The 23,708-nt window shown below is 37.5% G+C and carries 18 protein-coding genes and 1 pseudogene; 6 read left to right on the forward strand and 13 right to left on the reverse strand.

Features of this window, described 5'->3' with window-relative positions; genetic code table 11:
• The first annotated feature begins 37 nt into the window (after positions 1-37).
• From ESZ36_RS09795 to ESZ36_RS09805, 3 genes are all read left to right on the forward strand, one after another.
• Positions 38-1,849 (forward strand): NapC/NirT family cytochrome c, encoded by a 1,812-nt coding sequence (locus tag ESZ36_RS09795; protein WP_146786991.1) that lies wholly within the window; start codon positions 38-40, stop codon positions 1,847-1,849.
• 198 nt (positions 1,850-2,047) lie between these two features.
• The gene (locus ESZ36_RS09800; RefSeq protein WP_146786994.1) at positions 2,048-2,461 is read left to right on the forward strand and encodes a VF530 family protein; all 414 of its coding nucleotides are present in this window, start codon (positions 2,048-2,050) and stop codon (positions 2,459-2,461) included.
• A 34-nt stretch (positions 2,462-2,495) separates the two neighbouring features.
• Positions 2,496-3,152, forward strand: a complete 657-nt coding sequence (locus ESZ36_RS09805; protein WP_146786997.1) for an alpha-ketoglutarate-dependent dioxygenase AlkB family protein — start codon at positions 2,496-2,498, stop codon at positions 3,150-3,152.
• 24 nt (positions 3,153-3,176) lie between these two features.
• Here ESZ36_RS09805 and ESZ36_RS09810 read toward each other — a convergent pair whose 3' ends face one another.
• The 3 genes and pseudogenes from ESZ36_RS09810 to ESZ36_RS09820 form a co-directional block, all read right to left on the reverse strand.
• Entirely contained in the window at positions 3,177-3,758 is a 582-nt protein-coding gene (locus tag ESZ36_RS09810; protein ID WP_146787000.1) for a hypothetical protein, read from the reverse strand.
• Positions 3,759-4,001: 243 nt separating this feature from the next.
• A complete protein-coding gene (locus ESZ36_RS09815) occupies positions 4,002-5,339 on the reverse strand; it encodes a multifunctional CCA addition/repair protein (protein WP_146787003.1) in 1,338 nt (445 codons plus the stop codon).
• A 130-nt stretch (positions 5,340-5,469) separates the two neighbouring features.
• A pseudogene (locus ESZ36_RS09820) lies at positions 5,470-7,632 on the reverse strand (TonB-dependent receptor).
• 169 nt (positions 7,633-7,801) lie between these two features.
• Here ESZ36_RS09820 and ESZ36_RS09825 point away from each other — a divergent pair.
• A complete protein-coding gene (locus ESZ36_RS09825; protein ID WP_146787006.1) occupies positions 7,802-9,505 on the forward strand; it encodes an AAA family ATPase in 1,704 nt (567 codons plus the stop codon).
• A gap of 127 nt (positions 9,506-9,632) precedes the next feature.
• Here the strand turns inward: ESZ36_RS09825 and leuD are convergent, their stop codons facing one another.
• The 9 genes from leuD to ESZ36_RS09870 all read right to left on the reverse strand — a co-directional run bounded on the left by leuD (position 9,633) and on the right by ESZ36_RS09870 (position 20,405).
• Positions 9,633-10,229, reverse strand: a complete 597-nt coding sequence (gene leuD / locus ESZ36_RS09830; RefSeq protein WP_146787009.1) for a 3-isopropylmalate dehydratase small subunit — start codon at positions 10,227-10,229, stop codon at positions 9,633-9,635.
• Between the two features lie 137 nt (positions 10,230-10,366).
• Positions 10,367-11,782, reverse strand: a complete 1,416-nt coding sequence (gene leuC / locus ESZ36_RS09835) for a 3-isopropylmalate dehydratase large subunit (protein ID WP_146787012.1) — start codon at positions 11,780-11,782, stop codon at positions 10,367-10,369.
• Position 11,783: 1 nt separating this feature from the next.
• A complete protein-coding gene (leuB, locus tag ESZ36_RS09840; RefSeq protein WP_146787015.1) occupies positions 11,784-12,872 on the reverse strand; it encodes a 3-isopropylmalate dehydrogenase in 1,089 nt (362 codons plus the stop codon).
• Between the two features lie 76 nt (positions 12,873-12,948).
• Positions 12,949-14,529, reverse strand: a complete 1,581-nt coding sequence (gene leuA, locus ESZ36_RS09845) for a 2-isopropylmalate synthase (RefSeq protein WP_146787018.1) — start codon at positions 14,527-14,529, stop codon at positions 12,949-12,951.
• Positions 14,530-14,921: 392 nt separating this feature from the next.
• The gene (locus ESZ36_RS09850; protein WP_146787021.1) at positions 14,922-15,965 is read right to left on the reverse strand and encodes a CDP-glycerol glycerophosphotransferase family protein; all 1,044 of its coding nucleotides are present in this window, start codon (positions 15,963-15,965) and stop codon (positions 14,922-14,924) included.
• Between the two features lie 18 nt (positions 15,966-15,983).
• The gene (locus ESZ36_RS09855) at positions 15,984-16,382 is read right to left on the reverse strand and encodes an FAD synthase family protein (protein ID WP_146787023.1); all 399 of its coding nucleotides are present in this window, start codon (positions 16,380-16,382) and stop codon (positions 15,984-15,986) included.
• Positions 16,383-16,410: 28 nt separating this feature from the next.
• Positions 16,411-17,868: a capsule assembly Wzi family protein gene (locus ESZ36_RS09860; RefSeq protein ID WP_146787026.1), complete on the reverse strand. Its 1,458-nt coding sequence runs from the start codon at positions 17,866-17,868 to the stop codon at positions 16,411-16,413.
• A 519-nt stretch (positions 17,869-18,387) separates the two neighbouring features.
• The gene (locus ESZ36_RS09865) at positions 18,388-19,485 is read right to left on the reverse strand and encodes a glycosyltransferase family 4 protein (RefSeq protein WP_146787029.1); all 1,098 of its coding nucleotides are present in this window, start codon (positions 19,483-19,485) and stop codon (positions 18,388-18,390) included.
• Between the two features lie 314 nt (positions 19,486-19,799).
• Positions 19,800-20,405, reverse strand: a complete 606-nt coding sequence (locus tag ESZ36_RS09870) for a TIGR04211 family SH3 domain-containing protein (protein ID WP_146787032.1) — start codon at positions 20,403-20,405, stop codon at positions 19,800-19,802.
• Positions 20,406-20,707: 302 nt separating this feature from the next.
• Here ESZ36_RS09870 and ESZ36_RS09875 point away from each other — a divergent pair, with 302 nt between their 5' ends.
• Positions 20,708-22,315, forward strand: a complete 1,608-nt coding sequence (locus tag ESZ36_RS09875) for a CYTH domain-containing protein (protein WP_146787034.1) — start codon at positions 20,708-20,710, stop codon at positions 22,313-22,315.
• Positions 22,316-22,320: 5 nt separating this feature from the next.
• A complete protein-coding gene (locus ESZ36_RS09880; protein ID WP_146787036.1) occupies positions 22,321-23,232 on the forward strand; it encodes a L,D-transpeptidase family protein in 912 nt (303 codons plus the stop codon).
• Positions 23,233-23,341: 109 nt separating this feature from the next.
• Here ESZ36_RS09880 and ESZ36_RS09885 read toward each other — a convergent pair whose 3' ends face one another.
• Positions 23,342-23,599, reverse strand: coding sequence for an Lpp/OprI family alanine-zipper lipoprotein (locus ESZ36_RS09885; protein ID WP_146787038.1), 258 nt, complete (start codon positions 23,597-23,599; stop codon positions 23,342-23,344).
• Between the last annotated feature and the right edge of the window lie 109 nt (positions 23,600-23,708).

Here is a 23,708-nt window from a genome sequence, read left to right on the forward strand (position 1 = left end):
GAGCTGAACTTATTAAGAGTCAATTCAAGAGTCAATTATGGCAAATAACACTTTCTTAAAACCAAGTTTTTGGTCACGTCGATTAATACTCGGCACTACTGTCTCAGGTGCTGTTATCTTCTTTATCGTAGGTATTGTCTTCTGGGGTGGTTTCAATACTGCCATGGAAGCAACGAATACCACCGAGTTTTGTATCGGTTGTCACGAAATGGAAGCCAACGTTTACCAAGAATACAAACCATCAATACATTTTTCTAATCGTACAGGCGTGAGAGCTGGCTGTCCGGACTGTCACGTTCCTAAACCTTGGATACATAAAGTTGTTCGTAAAATTCAAGCGTCAAAAGAAGTTTTTTCTTGGTTAACAGGCAAGCTTGATACCAAAGAAAAATTTAATGAGCACCGATTTGAATTAGCCCAAAGTGTTTGGCATGCAATGAAATCAACTGACTCAAGAGAGTGCCGTAACTTTCACAATTTTGAATCTATGAATCCTGAATTTCAAAAGCCACGCGCACGTAAGCAGCATTTAAATGCTTTCGAAACAGGACAAACCTGTATCGATTGTCATAAAGGTATTGCGCATCACAATGTACGTGACAAGCTTTCTGATGAAGAATTAGAAATACTTGAAGCACCAAACCCTGATTATATTCGTGAAGTGCCACAAGCTTACCGCGAAGGTTTAGCACGTGTAGAAGCGAAAGAAGCTGCAGCGGCTGCGAAAGTCAAAGAAGAAAAAATGGCTGAAAAAGCAAAAAATGAACAGAAAATAGCCTCTGCCGTTGAAGAAGCATTAGCTAATGCTGGTTCTAGCAAAGCGACTACAGCTAAGTCGTCAAAAGCTACTGCAAGTGCAGCACCGACTGCTAGTAATATTAATGTTGATTGGAGCAAAGCAAGCTCAAAAGATATTGGTGTTTTCTACCCAGGTACTGCGTCTATTGAATGGATTTTAGGTCGTAGACACGGTGGTAAACGTGCCTTTACTAAGGGTGATCGTTGTATTGAATGTCATGGTGAAGAGATAGCTGATATTGGTAACAATATCGTTACCGGTGAAAGTGAGAAGAAACTTGAACCTAATGTTATCCCTGGAAAACGTGGTCATATCGATGTAACTATTGATTCAACTCACGATGCTGAAAATCTATATTTGAGATTCAGTTGGGCTGATGGTGAACACGCTGCCGTTCCATTTGTTGATGGTGGTAAAATGGACCCAGAAAACCCAATGAAGTTAGCTTTTATGCTAGCAACTGATGATGTTGAATACGCAGATAGAGCAGGTTGTTGGGGTACGTGTCATGCGGATGCTAACTCTATGCCGTTTGCACCAGATGCTGATACGTTGAAAGGCAGTGATTTAGCTAAACGTCTTAAATTCGATACTGGTTCAGGTACAGGTGTTACTAAGTATCTTAAAGAATCACGTACTAAGCTAGAGCTTAAAGGTCGTGGCGGTAAATCATTAGGTGGTTGGGATAAACTGAAAGATCAAAGCGAAATTGATGCGGCACAAACAGCTAATCAATTTATGGATGTTGTTCGTTATAAATCAGGCACCAAAGAAGTTGAAGATGGTCAAATTTTAGCAGAACGCGACATGCATAAAGGTGTTGGCGCAGCTGTTGAAGCTTCATTGAAAAATGGTACTTGGTCGGTAGTTGTTAAGCGTAAGCTTAAATCTGATAAAGCCGGTGATGTAAGTATTGAAGCAGGTAAAGTATATAACTTTGGCTTTGCAATACATGACGATTACTCAAGCGCTCGTTATCACCATGTTTCATTTGGTTATAAGTTAGCACTTGATAATGCTGATGCTGAAGTGAATGTTACTAAGCAATAGTTAGTCATATTGTTATAAATTAGAGTGTAAATATATTTGCGCTTAAATTAAAAATTAATAAAGCTGTAAGTTAGCGACACTGACAAAGTGACGTTATCTTACAGCTTTTTTATTTGTTTTAACGCTCCCGTATGTAGTGATGCATCAAAAGAAGGTATAATCAAAATATTGAATAGTGATGAAAAGTTAGGAATAAAAATGAGTAACCCCGATATCTATAAAGCGAATCCACTGCACGGTACAAGTTTAGAAACAGTTTTAACAACATTAGTTGACCATTACGGTTTTGAAATATTATCGGCTTACATGAACCTAAATTGCTTTAAGCAAAATGCCAGTATTGAGTCGAGTTTAAAGTTTTTAAAGAAAACTTCATGGGCGCAAGAAAAGGTTGAGGCTTTTTATATGTATCAATATAACAGCTTACCTAAAGCCGATGATGCTAACTTTGAATTACCACCACGTGACCGTATTGTGCCTGCAGGGTTAGAGCAAAGACCACCGAAAGAGCTTAGCCTTGAAGATGCAGAAGAGATACGCATTAAACAAGCTAAGAAAACGCGTGAGCGTGCTGCAGCTGCAACTTCTGCTAATCCTTGGGGCAATAGATAATCTATAACTCGCGTTAAGGCTATTTTATTTAATCATGGACTTATTTTCTTCTTTGCTCGATGAGCCGATTAACATTTTGCCAAAAGATGGTGTGGTTAATTATTATGGCGAAATCATGCCTCTTAGTGATAGCAGCTATTACTTTGAGCGGTTATTTAACACTATTGCTTGGCGTCACGATCAAGCCTTAGTATTTGGTAAGATCATAGAAACGAAAAGAAAAGTCGCTTGGTGCGCAGATACGATTGACGGTAAACCTTTTGCCTATAGTTACTCAGGGGTTACCAGATACTCTATCCCATTTACTGAAGAGTTATTATTGCTTAAAAATTTAGTAGAACAACAAAGCAATGAAAGCTATAACTCGTGTTTATTAAACCTTTACCATTCGGGTGAAGAGGGCATGGCATGGCACAGTGATGGTGAAGCAGATTTAAAAGAGCAAGGTGCTATTGCCTCGCTAAGCTTTGGCGCGGAGCGAAAGTTTGCTTTTAAACATAAATTTTCAAAAGAAGTTGTTGCCTTACAACTTAAACCTGGCAGTTTGTTAGTGATGAAAGGCATTACGCAGCAGCATTGGTTACACCGTTTACCACCAACCAAAAAAGTATCTGAACCACGGATAAACCTCACCTTTAGAACCATAGATAAAGCTGAACTCAAGTATTCGGTTCAGGATGTTAAGTCTTAAATGTTAAGTTGTGTCAGCAGATAACTAAGCACTAAGGTGTACATAAGAAGACGTGCTTGGCATCATTAGGCTGTTGTAAGCGTCGAGTTGTTTGCGCGCTAACGGTTGACTGCTAGCACTTATTATCGCCTCATTGTTACTTGTACTAGCAACTGAATTATCTGGTGATTTTTCAATTTCTTCATGTTTTATTCCAACCCCAGGTAATTGACCAACACCTTCTTTTATCGTTTGGTGTATTTGATATAAGTCAGCATAAGCATTTGTTAATGCAGACACTGCACTGGTATTTTCATTTTTTTGAGTTGAACTTGATGCTGTATTGCCATCAGTACTTGTTTGTAAATAGACATCAAAAAGTTTCTGCTGTTGTTGATAGTATGACTGCATTAAATCAATGTCTTTAGCGGTTTGGTAATTTGATTTCACATTTTCAACTTGCTCAGCTATTTTGTCATCAGCACCTTGCTGAATCGTGTTCTTTTGCTCAGGTGTTAAAATATTGCTAAAGTCTTGTCGTGGCTCTGGTTGAGGCCAGCTAGGCTTAATAGGTTGAATAGTAAGAGCTGATGTTGAATTGCTTGAAGAAATTATTTGCATTGTCATATTAACCACCTTGTTTATTTAACTTGGTATTACCCAAACCAGACACTGACTTGATGTAAATATGATAGTTAAACTGGTGCTAATAAGTTGTTGTTGTTTGTAAATATGTTGCAATAAATTGTTGTTTGTATTTCGTACAGCTTGTTTGGTTGTTATATCGGTGTTTTACAATTTTTATAATGCTGTTCAGCGAGTATTCTCACTAAACAACACAAGGACATTAGATTGAAGTGCGTTTTTTCTTTATTGCGGCGTAGGATTCAAATGCGCAGACTCGGCTTTAATTTTTGTAATAGCGTTTAGTCTCTCTTTTGCCATTGCTTCTTTTATGGCAAGGCCTTGAAACCCTTGTTTAACAAAGGGTTGCGCTGTCACTTGCCTTGCAGCTTTGACTGCCGTTTGTAAATATTGCTCTTGTGGATAGGCACGGCTTTCAAAACCTAAACGGCCTAAAAAGTCAGATTTACAAGCCATTAAAAACAAATCAAATTCTTCTGGTTTACGCCAAATATCGAGCTGATCAAACATTTTCAATAACGTGCTGGCTTTAAGTTCAAAAGCTTTATGACAATGTAAATGAAACTCACAAACTTTCAAAGCAAGTTGTTTGTAATGTGAAGGGACTTTCAACTGTCGACAGATTCTTTCGACTAAGGGTAAACCTGATTTTTCATGTCCTTTGTGGCTAGGCCATAATTTATCAGAGGTAACACCTTTACCTAAATCGTGGCATAAGGCAGCAAAACGTACTGCAGTTCTATAGTCACTTTGCTCCACAGGAATCGCTTGTGTTAACAAAACAGCTTGTTGTAATACCATCATGGTATGAATGCCACTGCATATTTCAGGATGCCAAAGTGCAGGGTTTGGAATACCCCACAAAACGGCTAGTTCAGGCCATAATTCTTCTAAGGCATTACATTGCTGCAATACTTCAAAGAAGACTTCAGGGTTACCTGAATTAGTGTCAGAATTAACGCCACCATCAGCCAAACTTAATTGCATTTCTTGCCAAACACGCTCAGGTGTTAAGCTTTTTAACTCGCCACTTGCACTTATTTCCTGCATTAGGTTTAGTGTTTCATCGGCAATGGTAAAACCATATTTATGATAGCGTGCGGCAAAACGTGCGACACGTAGAACGCGCAGAGGATCTTCAATAAAAGCATCGCTGACATGGCGTAAAATACGATCGTTAAGATCGTTTTGGCCATTATAGGGATCAATTATCTTACCGTTGTGATCCATTGCCATGGCATTGATTGTGAGATCGCGCCTAAGTAAATCTTGCTCGATGGTAACGTCAGGGGCGAAGTAGCAGCTAAAACCGGTATAACCTTGGCCTTGTTTTCGCTCAGTACGGGCTAGGGCATATTCTGCTTTTGTTTGGGGATGTAAAAAAACAGGAAAATCTTTACCCACTTGTTGATAACCAAGATTTTTCATTTGATCAACACTGGCACCAACCACTAAATAATCTTCATCTTTTATCGGGCGATTGAGTAGTTTATCGCGTACCGCACCACCGACTAAGTAACTGTTAAGTTCGCTATTTTTAATTTCAGATTTACTGGTTAACAAAGTACGACCAAAATGAAGAGAATGTTAATTAAAGTGTATCATAAGAACAAGCATAAGTTCAGAGATTGTCCGTGGGCAAAGCAGTAGAAATTCTGCTTTGCCTTTATTCATCGATGGTTAGGATTAACTATTAGAATTGATAATTAACGCCCATATTTACCGTGGCTCCTAAACCTTTAATGTTGTAACCACCGTAGGTGTAGCCTTGTGATTTTGTTGGGTAGTAATCTTGGTTAAATAAATTTTCAACGCCAATAAATGCTGACCAATCGCTCGCGAAGTTATAGTTACCGCTTAAATTGACAATTTGATAGCTCTCAATAGGGCCCTGATCACCAACATATTTGTCATTAACAGGCTCAAAGCGCTTACGATCGCCAACATATAAATAATTGATCGCTACGCTGATATCACTATTCGGGTTCCAATTGACATTTATTGTCGCTTTAGGTGGACTGATTTGCTTTGCCCCTAAATAAACGTCAGCTTCAGTATTTTTACCTTCTACCCAGCTATAAGTGGCATTTACAGCCCAGGCTTCGTTGATCTCATAATTGATTAATGCTTCATAACCGTAGATTTCTTGCGGTGCCCGTACTGGTAAATAGACACCAGTAGTTTCATCAAACTTATTCGTTGTACCGAATTCAGAAGTACTGAAGTAGGTGGCAAACTCAAAATGAACTTGCTCGAAATCAGAACTAAAACCTAGTTCGTAATTATCGATTACAGAGGCTTGGGTATGGATGAGAGAAATATCAGTAACTGTTGCGGTACGCAATAATCGACCGGTGTCAGAAATATCAGCACCTTGCGAGTAACTAACAAAAGGACTAAATAATGGCAGCGCATTATACTTTATCCCGATATTGTAGGTCGTCGCTTTATAATTTAAGGTGTCTCCAGTAACATTGACAGGTACAGAGCATTGAACAGCACTTTTTCATAGCTTGAGAGTACTGTAATCATTCACGGTTAAATCAATATCTTCTTGTCTGACACCCAACTTAATAACAAGGTCATCATTATAAATTAACTTGGTTTGCAAGAAACCGGCGAGATTTTCCATATCCATTTCTGGCACCCAAACTCGGCCATCTACCATAGATTGAGAGGTGACATCATTGAGTGCATCGATACCGTAAATAAAGGTGGTCTCAAGTGAGTCACCATTATCAAAACTGAAATCAACCAGCGTATTGAACGTTACTCGAAGACCTTTTTTTTCTGAATTTATTAATGATTGTCCACCAGCATAACCCGCATCAGGATTAGCTAGTACTGGCGAATAAAAGAAAGTATTGTCTACTTCTTGGCTATAAAGGTCGACCATCAATTGTGTTTGCTCGAAGACTTCATCATCAACATACTTAAGCATCATGTTGTGGTTGCTTGGACCTTGCGGCTCACCTAAGACTATCTTGCCTTGAGGAACAGGTATTGCTTGAGTTTTTTCTCCGGTATTAATATTGCCAACTTGATCGATTAAATCTACATCTTGTTTTGATTGATAGTAGTTATAAGTGAACTGTAATGACTTTTCATCGTCAAAATGATATCCCACCTTAGCAAAGTAATCTTGCATTACCGCATCAGATAGCCCGTATTTTAAACCTAAAATATCGCCGTCAGCATCGCGTTGTAAGCCATTTTCTTCGTAACTAGCATTAAGGACATAATCGAAGTTATTTATTTCACCATTGATGCCACCTTCATAGCGTTGACCGATTGAGTCTTCTGTTTCTACGGCACTAAAACGCGTTGAAATACTTGCATGGCCGCTTAGCGCTTTATCACTGTTGGCTTTTTTAGTGATGTAATTAATGATACCGCCTGCAGCACCATTACCATAAATGGAAGTAGCACCTTTAATGACTTCAATACGTTCAATGACGCTGGCGTCGAGTGTTCTAATACCTAATGAACCATTACGTAATGGTGTTGATTGCGGTACGCCGTCAATCATTACTAAAGGAGAACGCCCTCGAAGAGTTTGCCCTGAATTGCTCGAAGAGCCTGTACTTGGCGCCATGCCAGGGACAAGATTTGCCAATAAACTTTGAATTTCTGAGGAAACTTTTAGCTGTGCGGCAATTTGTTTTTGGGTGATTATGGTTATTGAAGCGGGCACTTCATCTATATTTTCGGCAATACGACTACCGGTAACGATAATGCGTTCAATATCTTGTTCTTTAGACTTTTGTTGGATTTTATTTGGTTCTGATTGGTTTTCTTGGCTGAGTGCTTGACCGCTTATAATAAGCGCCAATAGAGTAAAATATGTTTTTAACACCATGTATTCCTTCTAAGTATTGGAGGTAATTAATTAATTCGCACATCTTAATGATAATTGTTATCGTTTGCAATTAAATGTTATCTAATTGCTCTAAATTTAGTTACTCTTTGACATCCTTCAAACAAGCAGTTAATTTTGTACCTTACTTTTCTTGCCCAGACACACCATGTACCGCAACTTTTTCTCACTAAGTGAACTACCTTTTTCAATTTCCCCAGATCCTAAATATTTATTTATGAGTGAAAGGCATAGGGAAGCGTTGACACATTTAACTTATGGCTTAGGTGAAGTGGGTGGTTTCGCATTGTTAACTGGGGAGGTAGGAACGGGGAAAACGACAATAAGCCGTTGTTTAATGGAGCAGTTACCGGACAACACTCAAGTTGCTTTTATTCTTAATCCTACCTTGTCTTGTCAAGAGTTACTCGCAACCTTATGTGACCAATTAAAAATTCGTTATCGCAAAACAGGTGCTAGTTTAAAAAGCCTAACTGATAAAATTTCAGAAAAGCTGTTGAAAAACCATGAAAATGATATCAATACATTATTGATTATTGATGAAGCTCAGCATTTACAGCCTGAAGTGTTAGAGCAGTTGCGTTTACTTACCAACTTAGAAACCAATACTAAAAAATTGTTACAGGTAATTCTAATAGGACAACCTGAATTACAGCAATTATTACAACGTCGAGACTTACGCCAATTAGCACAACGTATAACGGCAAGATATCACTTAATGCCGTTAACAAAACAAGAGCTAATGCAGTATATTCAGCACCGATTAACTGTCGCAGATTGCGCAAGACAACTCTTTGATAGAAGTGCGTTAACTAAAATTCATCAATTATCTCAAGGTGTACCAAGGTTGATTAACTTACTGTGTCATAGCGCATTGATGTTGGCGTATAACCAAAATGATAGTGTTGTTAATAAAAAAACGGTTGTTGCGGCGGCCACACGTGCATTAGGAGAAGATGTAACCCGTAAGCAGGGGCGAGTTCATTATAATGCTGTCATGATGTTTTCTACTGTTTTAAGCATTACTGCGTTCTTCACTTTAGCTGGCTTTTGGTGGGGACAAACACCCATTAAAGATGTTGTGATTAAGAGTAGCCAAGAACGTGTAATCAGCACCGACGAACATCTAAACGGTACTGAATTGGCTAAGGTTGTCGTAAATAGTGAAAAAAAACCACTGTTAGATGAGGGTAATGTTCAATCGGAACAAGCTAGAATCAATAACAATAACAATAACAATACCGATACAGCTATGGCTAGCTTAGATAATTCAGCTCCAAATACAGCACTTGTTACGGTTGAAAAACTTAGCAAGGTTGAAGCTGAGCGCAAATCGGATGATGCACTAGCAGTTGAAAATAAAATTAACGAGCCTGCTAATGATGAAACTCTGTTGGTTAGCGGTGAGAAGAATAACTTGCCTTATGAAAATATGCAGAATACTAATTATAAAGTTACCGATGTTGAAGGTGTTTCTAGTGATTTAATAGCCCGTTTTCAAGCCGCAATAGATGAAACTAGCGTAGGAAACACGCCTAGCAGTCAGTCAACCGATTATCGTTTGGAAAATAGCCATGATACTTATGAGTCATCTCACAACTCTAATGAAGAGGCTACTATTAGACCACTCACTCAAATGCCTCAACAACTACAAAATGCTTTACCAAGTTTGCAATTTGAACAGCATATATATGCTTCTGACGGTCAGGGTTGGGTAAAGGTGAATGGTCGAGATCGTTATGAAGGTGACTCTATAGGCGATAATTTGTTTGTTGAGAAAATATTACCTCAACAAGTGATTCTTTCTTTTCAAGGTGAAAAGTTCAGTTTACCTGCGTTGACAAATTGGTAGTTTGTTGATCTTTTCAGTTAAGTGAGAACTTAGTTGAAAGCAATAAAAAGCCCAGCTAAATTGTTATTCAGCCGGGCTATTATTTTCATGGACTTAATAATATTCCTTTATTAAGTCATGGTTCCGTTTATTGCCAAGCAGGCATTTTTTCTTCAAAGGCTTTGATGGTATCAAGTTTATCTAAAGTCCAACCGACACTATCAACACCATTTTCTAAGCTATATTGTTGAAATTCATTCAAGCTAAACTTAAAAGATAATTCGCCACAAGTTACGATGTTATTTGGTAAATCAACAGTAAGCGTTAGTTGGGCGTTAGGAGATAGTTTGAATAACTGTTCTATCTCTGCTTCGCTTAACTTAATCGGTAAAAGACCAACATTGATACAGTTACCGTAAAAAATATCTGCAAAACTTGACGCAAGAATAACTTTAAAGCCGTATTCTTGCAGTGCCCAAGGCGCATGTTCACGACTTGAACCACAACCAAAATTTTCACCGGCTAATAGGATGCTAGCACCTTTATATTCTGGCTTGTTGATAACAAAGTCAGGGTTCACTTTCGTACCCGCATGATCTAAATAACGGCTATCGTGAAATAAATGTACACCAAAACCTACGCGTTCAGTTTTTTGTAAAAACTGTTTAGGGATGATTTGATCGGTATCGACGTTTGCAACATCTAGTGGCACAACCAAACCTGTGTGAGTGTTAAATTTTTCCATCTGTCTTCCTAAAAAATTTTAAGTAGCGATTTTTCTTGAAGCTATTTAATCCAATTAAAAGGAAAAAGCACGGAGTTGACGCTAGTCAATGAATACTTTTGACACAGTAATTGCTTTAAATAGCAAAAAGACAATTGTTACGCATTTAAATCAACAAAGTGACCTGTGATAGCTGCTGCAGCTGCCATTTCAGGGCTCACTAGGTGAGTACGACTACCACGGCCTTGACGACCTTCAAAGTTACGGTTACTGGTTGATGCACAACGATCGCCTTCTTCAAGTACATCGTCATTCATGCCCAAACACATTGAACAGCCAGGTAAACGCCATTCAAAACCAGCATTGGTAAATATTTTATCTAAGCCTTCACTTTCTGCCTGTTCTTTAACGCGATATGAACCAGGAACGATTATGGCATCGATAGTTTCAACTACTTGTTGACCTTCATATTTCTGAACAACACCGGCAGCGGCGCGTAAATCTTCAATACGTGAGTTAGTACAAGAACCAATAAATACTTTATTCACATGAATATCAGTCATCTTGGTACCGGCAGTTAGGCCCATATAGTTTAGCGCACTAACACAAGACTCTTTTTCAACTGGGTCACTAAAGTCTTCAGGCGAAGGGACAATACCGTCGACACTGATAACTTGCCCTGGGTTGGTACCCCAAGTGACTTGTGCTTTGATATCTTTTGCTTCAAGGGTTAATACTGCATCAAATGTCGCATCAGCATCAGATTTTAGGTTTTTCCAATCAACAACGGCTTGTTCAAATACTTCACCTTTTGGTGCGTACTCTTTACCTTCTACATAATCAAAGGTGGTTTGATCTGGTGCAATTAAGCCCGCTTTCGCGCCAAATTCGATACTCATGTTACAAACAGTCATGCGCTCTTCCATACTTAGCGCTTCGATAGCTTCGCCACAGTATTCAACCACATAACCTGTCGCACCAGCACTACCTGTTTTGCCGATAATAGCTAAGATAATATCTTTTGCACTAATACCTGCACCGACATGGCCTTTCACTTCGATTTTCATGGTTTTGGCTTTATTTTGACGTAAAGTCTGTGTAGCAAAAACATGTTCTACTTCAGAGGTACCAATACCAAAAGCAAGGGCACCAAAAGCGCCATGGGTAGCGGTATGTGAATCACCACAAACAATAATAGTACCTGGCAATGTCAACCCTAGCTCAGGCCCAATAACATGTGCTATACCTTGGTTTTTATGACCCATGTCAAAAAGCTCGATACCAAAGTCTTTACAGTTAATTGCTAATGCGCGTAATTGGTTGGCAGCGCCTTCACCAGCGGCGTCGATTTTAATTGAACGTGTTGAAATATTATGATCCATAGTCGCAATTGTACGTTCAGGATGACGTACTGGGCGGTTATGAAAACGTAAATTTGCAAAAGCTTGTGGTGAGGTCACTTCATGGATCAGGTGACGGTCAACATATAATAATGGTGTTTCCCCTTTCGCTGCTTCAACTAAATGGGTTTGCCATAATTTTTCATACATGGTTTGCGGGGTAGAAGTTGTCATCTTATGCGCTCTCAATCTGTTTACAAATATAATCACCCACTTCACTGGTTGATTTAGCATTTTTTCGTTCGTTAGCGGGTAATAAATCAGCAGTTAACACACCATTGTCAAGTGCGTTTGATACTGCATCTTCAATCGCTTTGGCTGCTGCATCTTGATTTAAGCTATAACGAAGCATTAAAGCCGTTGATAGAATTTGAGCAATAGGGTTAGCTATACCAAGGCCTGCAATATCAGGCGCACTGCCACCAGCAGGTTCATACATACCAAAACCTTGCTCATTCAAGCTAGCTGAAGGTAATAGGCCCATAGAGCCGGTGATCATGGCACAGATATCTGACAATATATCACCGAATAAGTTAGGGCATAGCATCACGTCAAACTGGTTAGGATCGCGAACTAACTGCATGGCAGCGTTATCAACATAAAGGTGCTCTAATTCAACATCAGGATACTCTAGCGCTACTTCTTCAACCACTTGACGCCATAATTGACTGGTTGCTAATACATTGGCTTTATCAACAGAAGTAACTTTGTTATTACGTTTTTGCGCTGCTTGAAAAGCAAGGTGACTAATACGTTTAACTTCGCGGCGTGAATAAAACATAGAATCAAAACCAGTCTCTTCTTCACCTTCACCCCTACGGCCTTTTGGTTCGCCAAAATAGATATCGCCGGTTAATTCACGGATCACTAATACATCAAAACCTTGCTCAGAAATATCGCTACGCAAAGTAGATAAAGAGGATAACGCTGGTTGTAATGTTGCTGGACGCATGTTGCAAAATAAATCGAAATGGCTACGTAAACCTAATAAGGCACAGCGTTCTGGTTGTTCTGTTGGTGGTAAGTTAGCCCATTTAGGACCGCCAACGCTGCCAAATAAAATAGCATCACTCGCTATACAGCCAGCCATGGTTGAATCAGGTAAAGCATTACCGTGATTATCAATGGCAGCACCACCAATGTCGTAGTCTTGAGTTGTTATTTCAAAATCAAACTTGCTCGCTACCGTGTTTAACACTCTTTTAGCTTCAACCATGACTTCTGGACCGATACCATCACCGGCTAAAATTGCTATGTTGGACATTTTTATAACCTTTTATATTTTAAAAACTTTTCAGCGATTGATTCGCTACTGCTAATTTAATTTGTTGTTAACGCTATTAAGCTTGTTTTGCTGATTTTAAATCGGCAATTGTCATCGCTCTATGGATGCTGTTTAGTGCATTAATCAATGCTTGACCGGATGCTTCAATAACATCGGTTTCTAAACCATAACCGTGAAAATTTCTCCCTTGCCAAATGATTATTAAATCGGCTTGGCCTAAGCCATCTTCACCTGAGCCTTTATTAGATATTTTGTAATCACTGACTTCAAATTCTATATCAACACTTTGCTTAATTGCTTGATACAGCGCATCAACAGGGCCGTTACCCGTAGCAGCATGTGTCTTGCTATTGTCTTTATCACCTGTTACTTCACCAGAGATGAGCTTGATGCTAGCGGTAGAAAATTCGCCATCGCCACACTGCACATTGATAGTATCTAACTGGAAGAAATCTTGTAAATCCTTTTGCTGCAACTTGAATACTAACGCTTCTAGGTCATCATCGAAGACTTGACCTTTTTTATCCGCTAACGTTAAAAAGTCAGCATATAATTCTTCAATCTCATAGTCACTTTCTTGATAACCTAAGCTTTCCATGCGGTGTTTAATGACATGACGACCACTGCGAGAAGTTAAGTTTAACTTTGTTTTCGCAATACCGACACTTTCAGGCGTCATGATCTCATAAGTATTGCTGGCTTTTAACATGCCATCTTGATGGATACCTGATGAGTGGCTAAAGGCGTTACCGCCAACAATGGCTTTATTTAATTGCACAGGCATATTGCACACGGTGCTGACTAACTTAGATACGCGTGCTATTTCTTGATGATTGATATTTGTTTTTACACCTAACAATGCTTGGCGTGTTTGCATGATCATGGCGACTTCTTCTAACGAGCAGTTACCCGCACGCTCGCCGATACCGTTGATGGTACATTCAATTTGACGTGCTCCTGCTTGAACCGCAGCCATTGAGTTAGCAACAGCTAAACCTAAATCATTATGACAATGAACAGAGATTATCGCTTGATCTATATTAGGTACACGATTAAATAAGTCAGTTATGATGCCTTGAAATTCGAAGGGCAGGGTGTAACCAACGGTATCAGGAATATTGACTGTGGTGGCACCGGCTTTAATCGCACCTTCTACCATGCGACATAAATTATCAATTGGCGTACGGCCTGCATCTTCACAAGAGAACTCGACGTCATCGGTATACTTTCTTGCATGCTTCACCGCGTGAATTGCCATGGCTTCTACATCGCTAAATTCTTTTTTTAGTTTTTGTTGTACGTGCACATCAGAGGTTGAAATAAAGGTATGGATACGAAATTGGTCAGCAACTTTTAATGCTTGTGCACAGGCATCGATATCTGCTTCTACTGCACGTGCTAAACCACAAACACGAGCATTTTTAATTGTTCGGGCTATTTGCTGTACTGATTCAAAATCACCAGGAGAAGAAACCGGAAAACCGACCTCCATTACGTCTACCCCTAAGCGTTCAATCGCTAAGGCAATTTGAAGTTTTTCATGTACCGATAAGCTGGCATTCAATGCTTGCTCACCATCACGTAAAGTGGTGTCAAAAATTATAACTTGGTCATTATTAATTTGTGGATTGCTCATTTTTTATCCTTTAAAATCTTTGCTGATGTCTGCATTATCAATTATTCACGACTAACCTAACTGCGGACATAAAAAAACCCGCGATTGTTAGCGCGGGTTTTATTTTATTTCTACTTAGTTCTCAATATTTAAACTTTTGAAGAAGCAACAAAACCTAGCCGCGCACGATGAGTACGAGGAGGAGGTTATTTTTAATGTGCTTGATCAATTTAGTCATGTGAGTCATTTTAATCTATTTTAGCCTTTGTGTAAAAATACGAAAAAAGCTAATAAATATTCTTTTTAAGCGAAAACTATTCAATATACTATTAATAGCGCAGATACTCTAACTATGTCAAATGAAAAATATTTTATCGCTAGACGGATTAGTTATATGCACTGTTATAACTCATTCAAATAGCCCAGTATTTAAGTTTTTTTCTTTGTTTTAAATTCCTAAAAAGATTTAATGGTTTACTTTTCTTCGCTTGTTTACCATTAGTCAAAATATTCTCTGTAGCTGATAAAATACGCTGAGCAGCTTGGCCATCTTGATATGGATGAAGATCGTCAGCATATGCCTTAATTGCTGTCTTCAATTTCTTACTTGGATTAAGTGCTCGCTCAATTGCTGGTTCAAGTTGATCTGCTGTTTGAATATTGACTAGGTAATCACCGGGCTCTTTATTATTTAAACTTACAGTTACTTTATTGAGTAACGAGAACTCGCCAATAACTGATGAGGTGTCGGACACCATAATATCAGCTGTTTGTAATAATTCATTTATGCTTGATGTTTCGATAATTTGAACGTTATCTTTCTTTAACGTTTTATATCGCTCGAGCCATTGTGTTGCCATTTTAGGATGAAATTTAATTAACCAATGATAACTTTTTTGCTCACTTAAACGCTTTATTTCATCAAATAATGCAGGGGCTGAAGTTAATGTAGGAGAAAAAGTTGGCGCATATAGAATGACCTTTTTTTCTTGAGCGTGCAATTTGTCTTTAATTGGCATCGCGGGTGATGTGAATAAATAATCAAGTTTTGGCCAAGCGGTTTCAATTACATCGAAAAAACCATGTTTTTGAGCTAATGTATTGAAGCGGCTTGTGGTTGCTGGACCATGAGTACAATAAAGGTCAAAAAAATCACGAATAACAAAGTGGCCTTTTTTCTTCCATTCAAGGCCATGAAAAATTTGAACTTTTAATCCAGGAATGAAGTTTGGGATTTCATTCCCTGGTGCAAAGCTAGCATCTGGGTTGTAACTTCTAGCGTCATCTATAGAGTTCAATACAGATTCATTACTTTGAAAATAACTGAGGTTGACTTCTTGACCAATAGCTAACCATTTTACCTCATCACCATTTGCCCAAATAGCTTGTTGTAATGGTCTTAATATTTCAAAAGAATAGTTATGAGCGATATAAAATAAATAACGTTTAGCTGTCATAAGTGGGCTCTGATTAAGTTAAAGTCGTTTTGTTTTAACTACTTCAATAATTTCTGTAGTCGAAACTGAAGGGGTACGAGGTAAATAAATCACCTGACAGATATCTTTTAAATGGTCAAACTTACCCTGCCAATCATCACCCATGACTAATATATCGGCATTATAATACTTAATGTAATCGGCTTTGAGTTCTAATGACTCTTCTAAAAAAACCTCATCAACGCAGCGCATAGAGCGAATTATGTGTTGACGGTCGTCTTCACAGTAAATAGGTGGCCGTCCCTTTTTAGAAATATTTAGTTTATCTGAAGACACACCAACAATAAGATGTTCACCGTGTAGTCTTGCTCGTTCAATAATATTCACATGACCAACATGAAAAATATCATAGGTGCCAAAGGTTATTACCCTCATTATTACTTGCTCCTAACCCGTAAAAAATAGCCTACCAAGTATATGATATGCCGGTTTGTACAAAATTATCACCTAAATTACTTCTACCTACATATAACTTCAAAGTTAAGAAGTTTGAGTCAATCACTTTGTGATACTTCATTTCTAACTCATGTGATTGTTGATAATCAGCGAAGCTTGATTGATTAAAATTAGCGGTGCGATATAGGAATGATATTTGGGAGTCACCACTGTTTTGCCAATCAAGTCGAATACTGCCAGCTTCACCACCAACACTATCTTTAGGGTCTTTCATGCTACCCCACCAATGTCCCATTTTTACGCCATCATTACTATAACCTTCACCATAGATATGGTGGGTGTACCATGCGCTTTGAAAAGTAGTGAATTCCATATTTAATGATAGTGAGTCGCCAAGATAAGGTAGAAACAAACCAAAACTGTTGGCTAAATTAGCTAATTTGTAATTACTATAATTGTTGGTATCTTCGCCTGCGTATTCGTAATATAAACTAAAGGGGACATCAAACCAGTTAAGATCAAATTTATTGCTAATAGAGGCTTGTTGGTTGCCAAACTCTTCACTACAGTCTTGTAAATCCGTACCATCACCACCACAGTTATCACTATTAACGGGGTCTATGATGGCATTCCAAATATCACCTAAAGAAACACTGTCTTCGCCACCTGCAAAAACAAAAGTACGGTTAAAGCCAATTGTCCACCAATCAAAAGGTTGAGCGCTAAAATGCATGGTAAGTAGCGCTGGTTCACCAGAAACTGGCGGTTTATCTTTATCAAATTGGATATCGTCTTGCTCATCTAGTAAACCAATGGACATTTCATACTTTATATTAAAATCAGTCATTAGTTTTGGATTGCTAATTGTTACACTAAGCGGTGGTTTTGCTTGCGTTGATAAAAGCACCGAACTCTCTTGAAATGGAGAAATCCAATGCTCTCGATAACCGATATCAACTTGAAAAACATCAGCACCAAAAGAAATAAAACTATTATTTCTAAGGTAATCACCATTTTCGTAATATATGCCGCCAGCATTGATGATCACATATTGGTTCGCTTGCCAAAAACTACTAAAACTGGCTTGATAATTGGCATCAGCCATTTGACCTCGCTGATTGGGTAAAACAATATTCTCTTGATTTGCATAATTTAATTGTACTGAGGCATGGGTTAGTGCAGCAGTTTTTTTATAACGTTTTAAGTAATTATTAATGCGACGATATAATATAGGGTGGCTGTCTACTACCGTTTTTAAGTAACGGTTTACTGTTGCTGCATGATAAGGTTTTGTTAAGAGTGGTAACTTGGCTACCGTTGCTAAACGTTGTAATTCAAGCTCAATTAACGGCTCCATTTGCAATGGTAAGTATGGTGATGGCCCTTTAGCATAACTGTTAATACTAGATAATATTACGGTAGAAAAGGTTATGATAAGAAAAAATAAAATTTTAAATAAATTTAACAAGCTAATATTCACAGTTAGACGAAAGAAAACATTTTACCTATCAAAAAGTGTAATTGCTAGCTCGACTTATCTAATTATGGCGTCACTTTAATAATACCTATCAAGAGTAAACGTTAGTTTTATATTTCATAGAATCGTTCATAACTCCTTTGAGTTATCTTTTTAACTGAATGATCACTAAACCTTTACGCAACTTTAGATTTACGCTAGGCATTTGAGGGGACTAATTTTTTAATTTTCCACTTGAAATATAAAGTGGTTATTATTTATTGAAATATAAGGCATCATTTAATTAAACCTAAAGGCATTAAGGTTATTATTTATGAACATGTGTCGGATGAAAAAAATTTCACTTAATAGTATTCAACCATTTGATATAATTTAAAGGAAAAATGATATTGTTAAAACTGTGTGCTCAATAAGTTAATTAGTGTAAAAATATTTACTTTTGATTTATACGATTTAGATTAGCACTTGATTAACTTAAAAAATTATATTTTAGCTGACCTGAATATCTGATTATAATGCTTGACCCGAAAGTGTTTTTTCAAAATATTTAATATAATTTTCAACAGTCTCTTTATGAGACATCGTGGTGTTTATTGTATTGATGGCGCCGTTGGTTAAATGTAGCTTTACTTGTTCATTTTGATAAAGATAACGAATGCGTTCGGCAATTGCTTCCCCATCACCAATAGGCACTATGTAACCATTTATACCGTCTTCAATAATCTCCATCGCCCCTTCGTTAGCAGATGTTATTACAGGCGTTCCGCTTGCTAAAGACTCTAATACAACTCTAGGTAACCCTTCTCTCTCTGAAGGTAATACTAATATGTCACAGGCTTTTGCTATTTGTGGGACATCATTTCTAAAACCAGTTTCAATGATATGCTCGCTCATACCTGTAGCTTTTATTTGTGAAGAAAATGGCTCACAATCAAAATTATCACCTACTAGAATAAGTTTTATATTGTTTAAGTCGGTTAGATGTTTCATAGCATCTAACATAAAGTGCATACCTTTGTAGGGTCTGTGGCTACCGATACAGAGAATATTGAAATTGGTTGGGCTGGTAGCTAAACTTGAAAGTTGTATTGCAGGTTCATTGTACCAATTTATGTCATGCCCTTTATAAATAGTACTTATATTAGATTTTATAGCACCTCTTACTTTAGTGGTTACATGCTTTTTCACTGCATTGGACACGCAAACATAACCGTTTATTCTTGGATGTAATGTACACAAGTAATTACTAGGATCAGTTTTATACATGCCACCAGTGGTACCACGATAAGCAATCATTTTTGCTTTGGTGCCTATACAGGCAAAAGCAGCATTTGGGATACCATTGGATTCAGTCGCGTAAACAATATCAATATTATGCTGTTTGATATAACGATGGATTTGCTTGATAACAGATAAGCTATATTTTTTTAAAGACGACAGTTCTATTAAGTTAATGTTTGCTTTTTTATAGTCAGAATAATATGCGTTACTTTCACAAGTGAATAGTGTGACTTCATGGCCTGACTTAGCTAAGCTGATGTAACATTCGGCCTCTGGACGAACTGCATTATAAGAACGACCTCGATTGGGGATAACTAGTATTTTCATAGCGCTGCTCTGCAATAATAGAAGGAAAATAAAAAGGTTAATTGTTTATAGATATTCTGTTTATTAATAAACCACTTATAAGTGAGCGTCAAATCATGTTCAAATTTAAGAGGGTATTTCCAACGCAGTGATCTTAATTGGTCACTATATGAAAACCCATGGATAGGCTCACTTCGATCCCAAACAATAACGTTGCTCAAAGGCTGCTTGATTAATTAGGGTGGATATCGGATGAACCGAAAAAGAGATGCTATTGAATATTAGTTCTTAGTACCTCAAACTGAGTTATGAGGTACTAAGTGTGACTTATAAATCTATGACCAACTATCCATGGCGCCACGGCGACGAGCAAAGAAACGTGGTAAAATCAAGCCTAAAATCAAACCTATACCTAATACCAATGCGCCATTAAAAAACCATTGTTTCTTAATATTGGTATCTTGATCCTTAATTTTAGTTTGGGTTTTTTCCAAAGTACTGGTCAACTTTTTAAGCTCTGCTGACAGCTTTTTCTTATCATTAGTTAATAAGTTAACTTTACTCTTTAGCTCGTTTACTTCGCCGTCAAGCTGGCTGCTATAATCACTACTACTAGTTATTTTTCCATTAAGTTCAGCAACAACAAAACGTAGTCCTGGCTGAGTGGTTACATATTTACTTTCAACCCAAGTAGTTCGATCCTTGTTATCTATTATTTCACTATAACCGCCGTCTACCGCGCCGGTAATTTTAACTTTCGAACCCGCAATGATAGTACCCAAAATTCTAAACTTCTTACCTGGTCCTGTATGCATATATATGAATAATTCATCAGAGATATAGCCCTGCTTGTAATTGTTCTCTGCAGCCTGAGCAGGTATAAAAAGCGAGCTAGCTAAAGTGATAGCAAGAAAAGCTATGACGTTAATAACGTTATTCATAGAAAAACCAATGTAGTAAATAAGTCAAAGAAGACAAGATATTATGTGTTTGCTGCTTTGATGGCAAGCTAAGAATGACTTCATTACCTACAAAAGTTAACTCAATCCCTGAGTAAGTTTACTTTTTCGATGAGTGATAACTAAGTTAATCAATAAGTTTCGCTACATTCTATTAAATTTTAGTTAGGTTAGGTCGCATTCTATATAAGTTTGCAACAAATAATGGGAAACTCGCTATTGGCATATTGATGCACTAACGGTATGCTTGTTAAGTGATAAGTAAACACTTAAATTAGGGTATAATGGTTACAGAAATAGAATTAAAGTATTCATTGCTTGAAAGCAATGAACAGGCCAAACCAGAGCAAATAACAACCACTATAAACCAACTACTCTCTGAACACGATGTCACCTTTGTGCATCAGGAGAAGCAGTTGAGTAACCATTACTTCGATACTGCTAACCTAACACTACGCAAGAATAGAATTGCCTTACGTACTCGCGGTACAAAATGCTTTGATGAAACCAAACGTTTTGAACAAACGATAAAAACCTCAGGCACCATCATTGCAGGTTTGCATCAAAGACCCGAATATAATATAGACATTGGTGATGCTAAGCCTATTGTTTCACTGTTTCCGCATATTATTTTTCAGCCTAATATCGATATTAATCTATTGCAGCAACAGATTATCGAACTATTCTCTACTCACTTTACTCGTCATACTTGGCTTGTAAGCTTAGAAGATGCTCAAATTGAGATTGCATTTGATTGTGGTGAAGTTGCTTGCCAAGACTATGTTAAAAAGCCACGTATATATGAAATTGAATTAGAGTTGGTCAGCGGTGATTCTCAAGCGCTATTAGTGTTAACTAAGCTTTTATTTAGTCAATTAGCTTTACGACCTGGACAGCTAACAAAAGCAGCCCGGGGTTATGCTTTATATCATGAGAGTCTTACATTAGCCTCTCATGTTGAGAGTAAGCTGCCTAATAACGGCGCTATTGTTGAGAAAATAGAGCTTTCGATAATTGATTTACCAAAAAAAATGCAACTTCATAACGCTCTCACCCATGGCATCGAGTTTTCGCTAAACCAGCTGCAACTCTGTGTTGATAGTTATGTTGAAATACCTTCGTTTAATGTGCTCAGTAAAGTAAGTGAACAGCTTATATTACTTAGACAAGGATTTTGGTTGTTTGATGAGCTATTATCTCCAGATGAAAAAGCACTTCGCAATGAGCTTAGTTATTTTATCCGAACAATTCATTGGGTTGAAAATGCACGTTATATTCAATTACTAATCAACAAACAAAGTTCATATCAGAAAGAAAACTCAATCAATCAAGAGTTGATAACAAAATTGCAATTGCGTCAGAGCCGTTATCCAAGGGAGCCACAAGTATTAGCATTATTGCATAGTGAACGTTTTAATAATCTGCAAGTTGACTTACTTTCTTTATTACTTAAAAGAAATAGTGATGATACGCTTAAAATCGATAATTCTTCTTCATTAGTTGAATTTGCAGCTAAACACTTAACCAACAGCACTAAAGCACTAAGTGATGAATTAGCTAAATTGCAAAAGCCACAAGATTCTACCTCTATTGAGTTATATTTAACTGCGCATAGTTTATTGATTAGAGCACTATTAACTACAAGTTGGTTTAGCTGCTTATTCGCTGAGCCAGAGAGTGAGATAGTTAAGAGATTTAATATGCCTTTGTTAGATATTAAACAGGGCATCGTTGAGTTACAATCCTTGAGCTTATTACAGCAACAGTTAGAGCAGCTGCCAAAACAAGAAAATAAATTAACGCAATGGTTAGCCAATAAAAGTGAAAATTTAATCACGGCATTAGATCAGTCCAGAGCAAAAGCCTTAACAATGAAACCTTACTGGCCATAAATATCATGATAAAAAATAAAAAATCACTTTTTACTTCGTTAAGCCTATTTATCACACTGATATTTATTAAGTCTTCAATGGCAACTGTGTATGATATAGAAAATGATAACAAGCGCCTTATAGGTGAACCTAAAATTCATACCGTAGTCAAAGGAGACTACTTTCAGCAATTAGCTGAGCAGTATGATGTTGGCTTTTTAGCATTGTTGGCGGCTAACCCTGAGCATGATCCCTTTTTACTTAAGGTTGATACCGAGGTCGTAATCCCAAATCAAATGTTATTACCCTTTATTTCGCGAAAGGGGATAGTAATTAACCTGCCTGAATTACGTTTATACTACTTTTCACCCAATGAAAATAAAGTTTATGTTTTTCCTGTAGGTATTGGTCGACAAGGACTCTCGACACCATTAACTAGTACTGTGGTTGGTGAAAAGAGAAAAGATCCCGACTGGCGTCCAACCAAAGAAATGCAAGAGCGTCACTTCGCTGAGTATGGAAAGTATCTTCCTGACGTAGTTCCTGCAGGACCAAACAACCCATTTGGCAAATATGCCTTGCGATTAGGCACCAGTGAATACCTAATTCATGGTTCTAATAAGCGTTTTGGTATTGGTATGCGCGCTAGTTCAGGTTGTATTAGAATGTATGATGATGATATTAAATGGCTTTTTGATAATGTTCCTGTAAATACTAAAGTGAGAGTCGTTAATCAACCAGTAAAAATGTCTTTTGAAAATGGTGATAAGCAATTAATAGAGATACATCAACAGTTGTCAGACCTTGAGACGACTCAAGGTAATGTTATTTTAACTAAAGCTATGCAACGGTTTGTTGGTACTAATCGTGAATATTGGCAGCAACTACTACCGGTTATTGAAAAACCACATGGGTTAGTCGTTGAGTTAGCTAAATAACCGCAAAGATTAACCTGTTTCATTAAGAAACTACTCTAGCAATAGACAATAAAAAAGCACCATAAGGTGCTTTTTTATTGTCTATTGCTAATTAAGCTAGCAAAAATAACTATTTTTTATATGAAGCTACAACATTATCAATACGTTCATTTGCTGCTTTAGCATCAGTCGCTGCTTGCTCAGCTGCTGCTTTTGCTGCTTGAACATCAGCCGATACAGATTGTTGTTGTGCTTCTAAATCAGAAACTTGGCTTGATAAAGCATCAACTTTACTTGTTAGTGAAGTGATGTTTGCATCAAGTGCATCTGTGTTGGCGCAAGCTGATAGCGCTAATGCTAGAGATACTGCAGTAATTTTTTTTAACATAATGATATCCTAAGTGAAGTTATTATTTATTCTTGTTCATTGCAGTATGGCACAAAAAAAAACTTTCACAAAGCCGTTATATTTTTATATTAGATAGTGAGGTTAGACA

Source organism: Colwellia demingiae (assembly GCF_007954275.1).
Taxonomy (GTDB): domain Bacteria; phylum Pseudomonadota; class Gammaproteobacteria; order Enterobacterales; family Alteromonadaceae; genus Colwellia; species Colwellia demingiae.

Excerpts from the sequence above, each read along its gene's own strand:
- ESZ36_RS09880 (WP_146787036.1), top strand. The coding sequence starts at position 22,321 with ATGATAAAAAATAAAAAATCACTTTTTACTTCGTTAAGCCTATTTATC.
- leuD (WP_146787009.1), bottom strand. The coding sequence starts at position 10,229 with ATGGAAAAATTTAACACTCACACAGGTTTGGTTGTGCCACTAGATGTT.
- ESZ36_RS09795 (WP_146786991.1), top strand. The coding sequence starts at position 38 with ATGGCAAATAACACTTTCTTAAAACCAAGTTTTTGGTCACGTCGATTA.
- ESZ36_RS09865 (WP_146787029.1), bottom strand. The coding sequence starts at position 19,485 with ATGAAAATACTAGTTATCCCCAATCGAGGTCGTTCTTATAATGCAGTT.
- ESZ36_RS09870 (WP_146787032.1), bottom strand. The coding sequence starts at position 20,405 with ATGAATAACGTTATTAACGTCATAGCTTTTCTTGCTATCACTTTAGCT.
- ESZ36_RS09885 (WP_146787038.1), bottom strand. The coding sequence starts at position 23,599 with ATGTTAAAAAAAATTACTGCAGTATCTCTAGCATTAGCGCTATCAGCT.
- ESZ36_RS09800 (WP_146786994.1), top strand. The coding sequence starts at position 2,048 with ATGAGTAACCCCGATATCTATAAAGCGAATCCACTGCACGGTACAAGT.
- leuB (WP_146787015.1), bottom strand. The coding sequence starts at position 12,872 with ATGTCCAACATAGCAATTTTAGCCGGTGATGGTATCGGTCCAGAAGTC.
- leuA (WP_146787018.1), bottom strand. The coding sequence starts at position 14,529 with ATGAGCAATCCACAAATTAATAATGACCAAGTTATAATTTTTGACACC.
- leuC (WP_146787012.1), bottom strand. The coding sequence starts at position 11,782 with ATGACAACTTCTACCCCGCAAACCATGTATGAAAAATTATGGCAAACC.
- ESZ36_RS09875 (WP_146787034.1), top strand. The coding sequence starts at position 20,708 with ATGGTTACAGAAATAGAATTAAAGTATTCATTGCTTGAAAGCAATGAA.
- ESZ36_RS09850 (WP_146787021.1), bottom strand. The coding sequence starts at position 15,965 with ATGACAGCTAAACGTTATTTATTTTATATCGCTCATAACTATTCTTTT.
- ESZ36_RS09825 (WP_146787006.1), top strand. The coding sequence starts at position 7,802 with ATGTACCGCAACTTTTTCTCACTAAGTGAACTACCTTTTTCAATTTCC.
- ESZ36_RS09810 (WP_146787000.1), bottom strand. The coding sequence starts at position 3,758 with ATGACAATGCAAATAATTTCTTCAAGCAATTCAACATCAGCTCTTACT.
- ESZ36_RS09805 (WP_146786997.1), top strand. The coding sequence starts at position 2,496 with ATGGACTTATTTTCTTCTTTGCTCGATGAGCCGATTAACATTTTGCCA.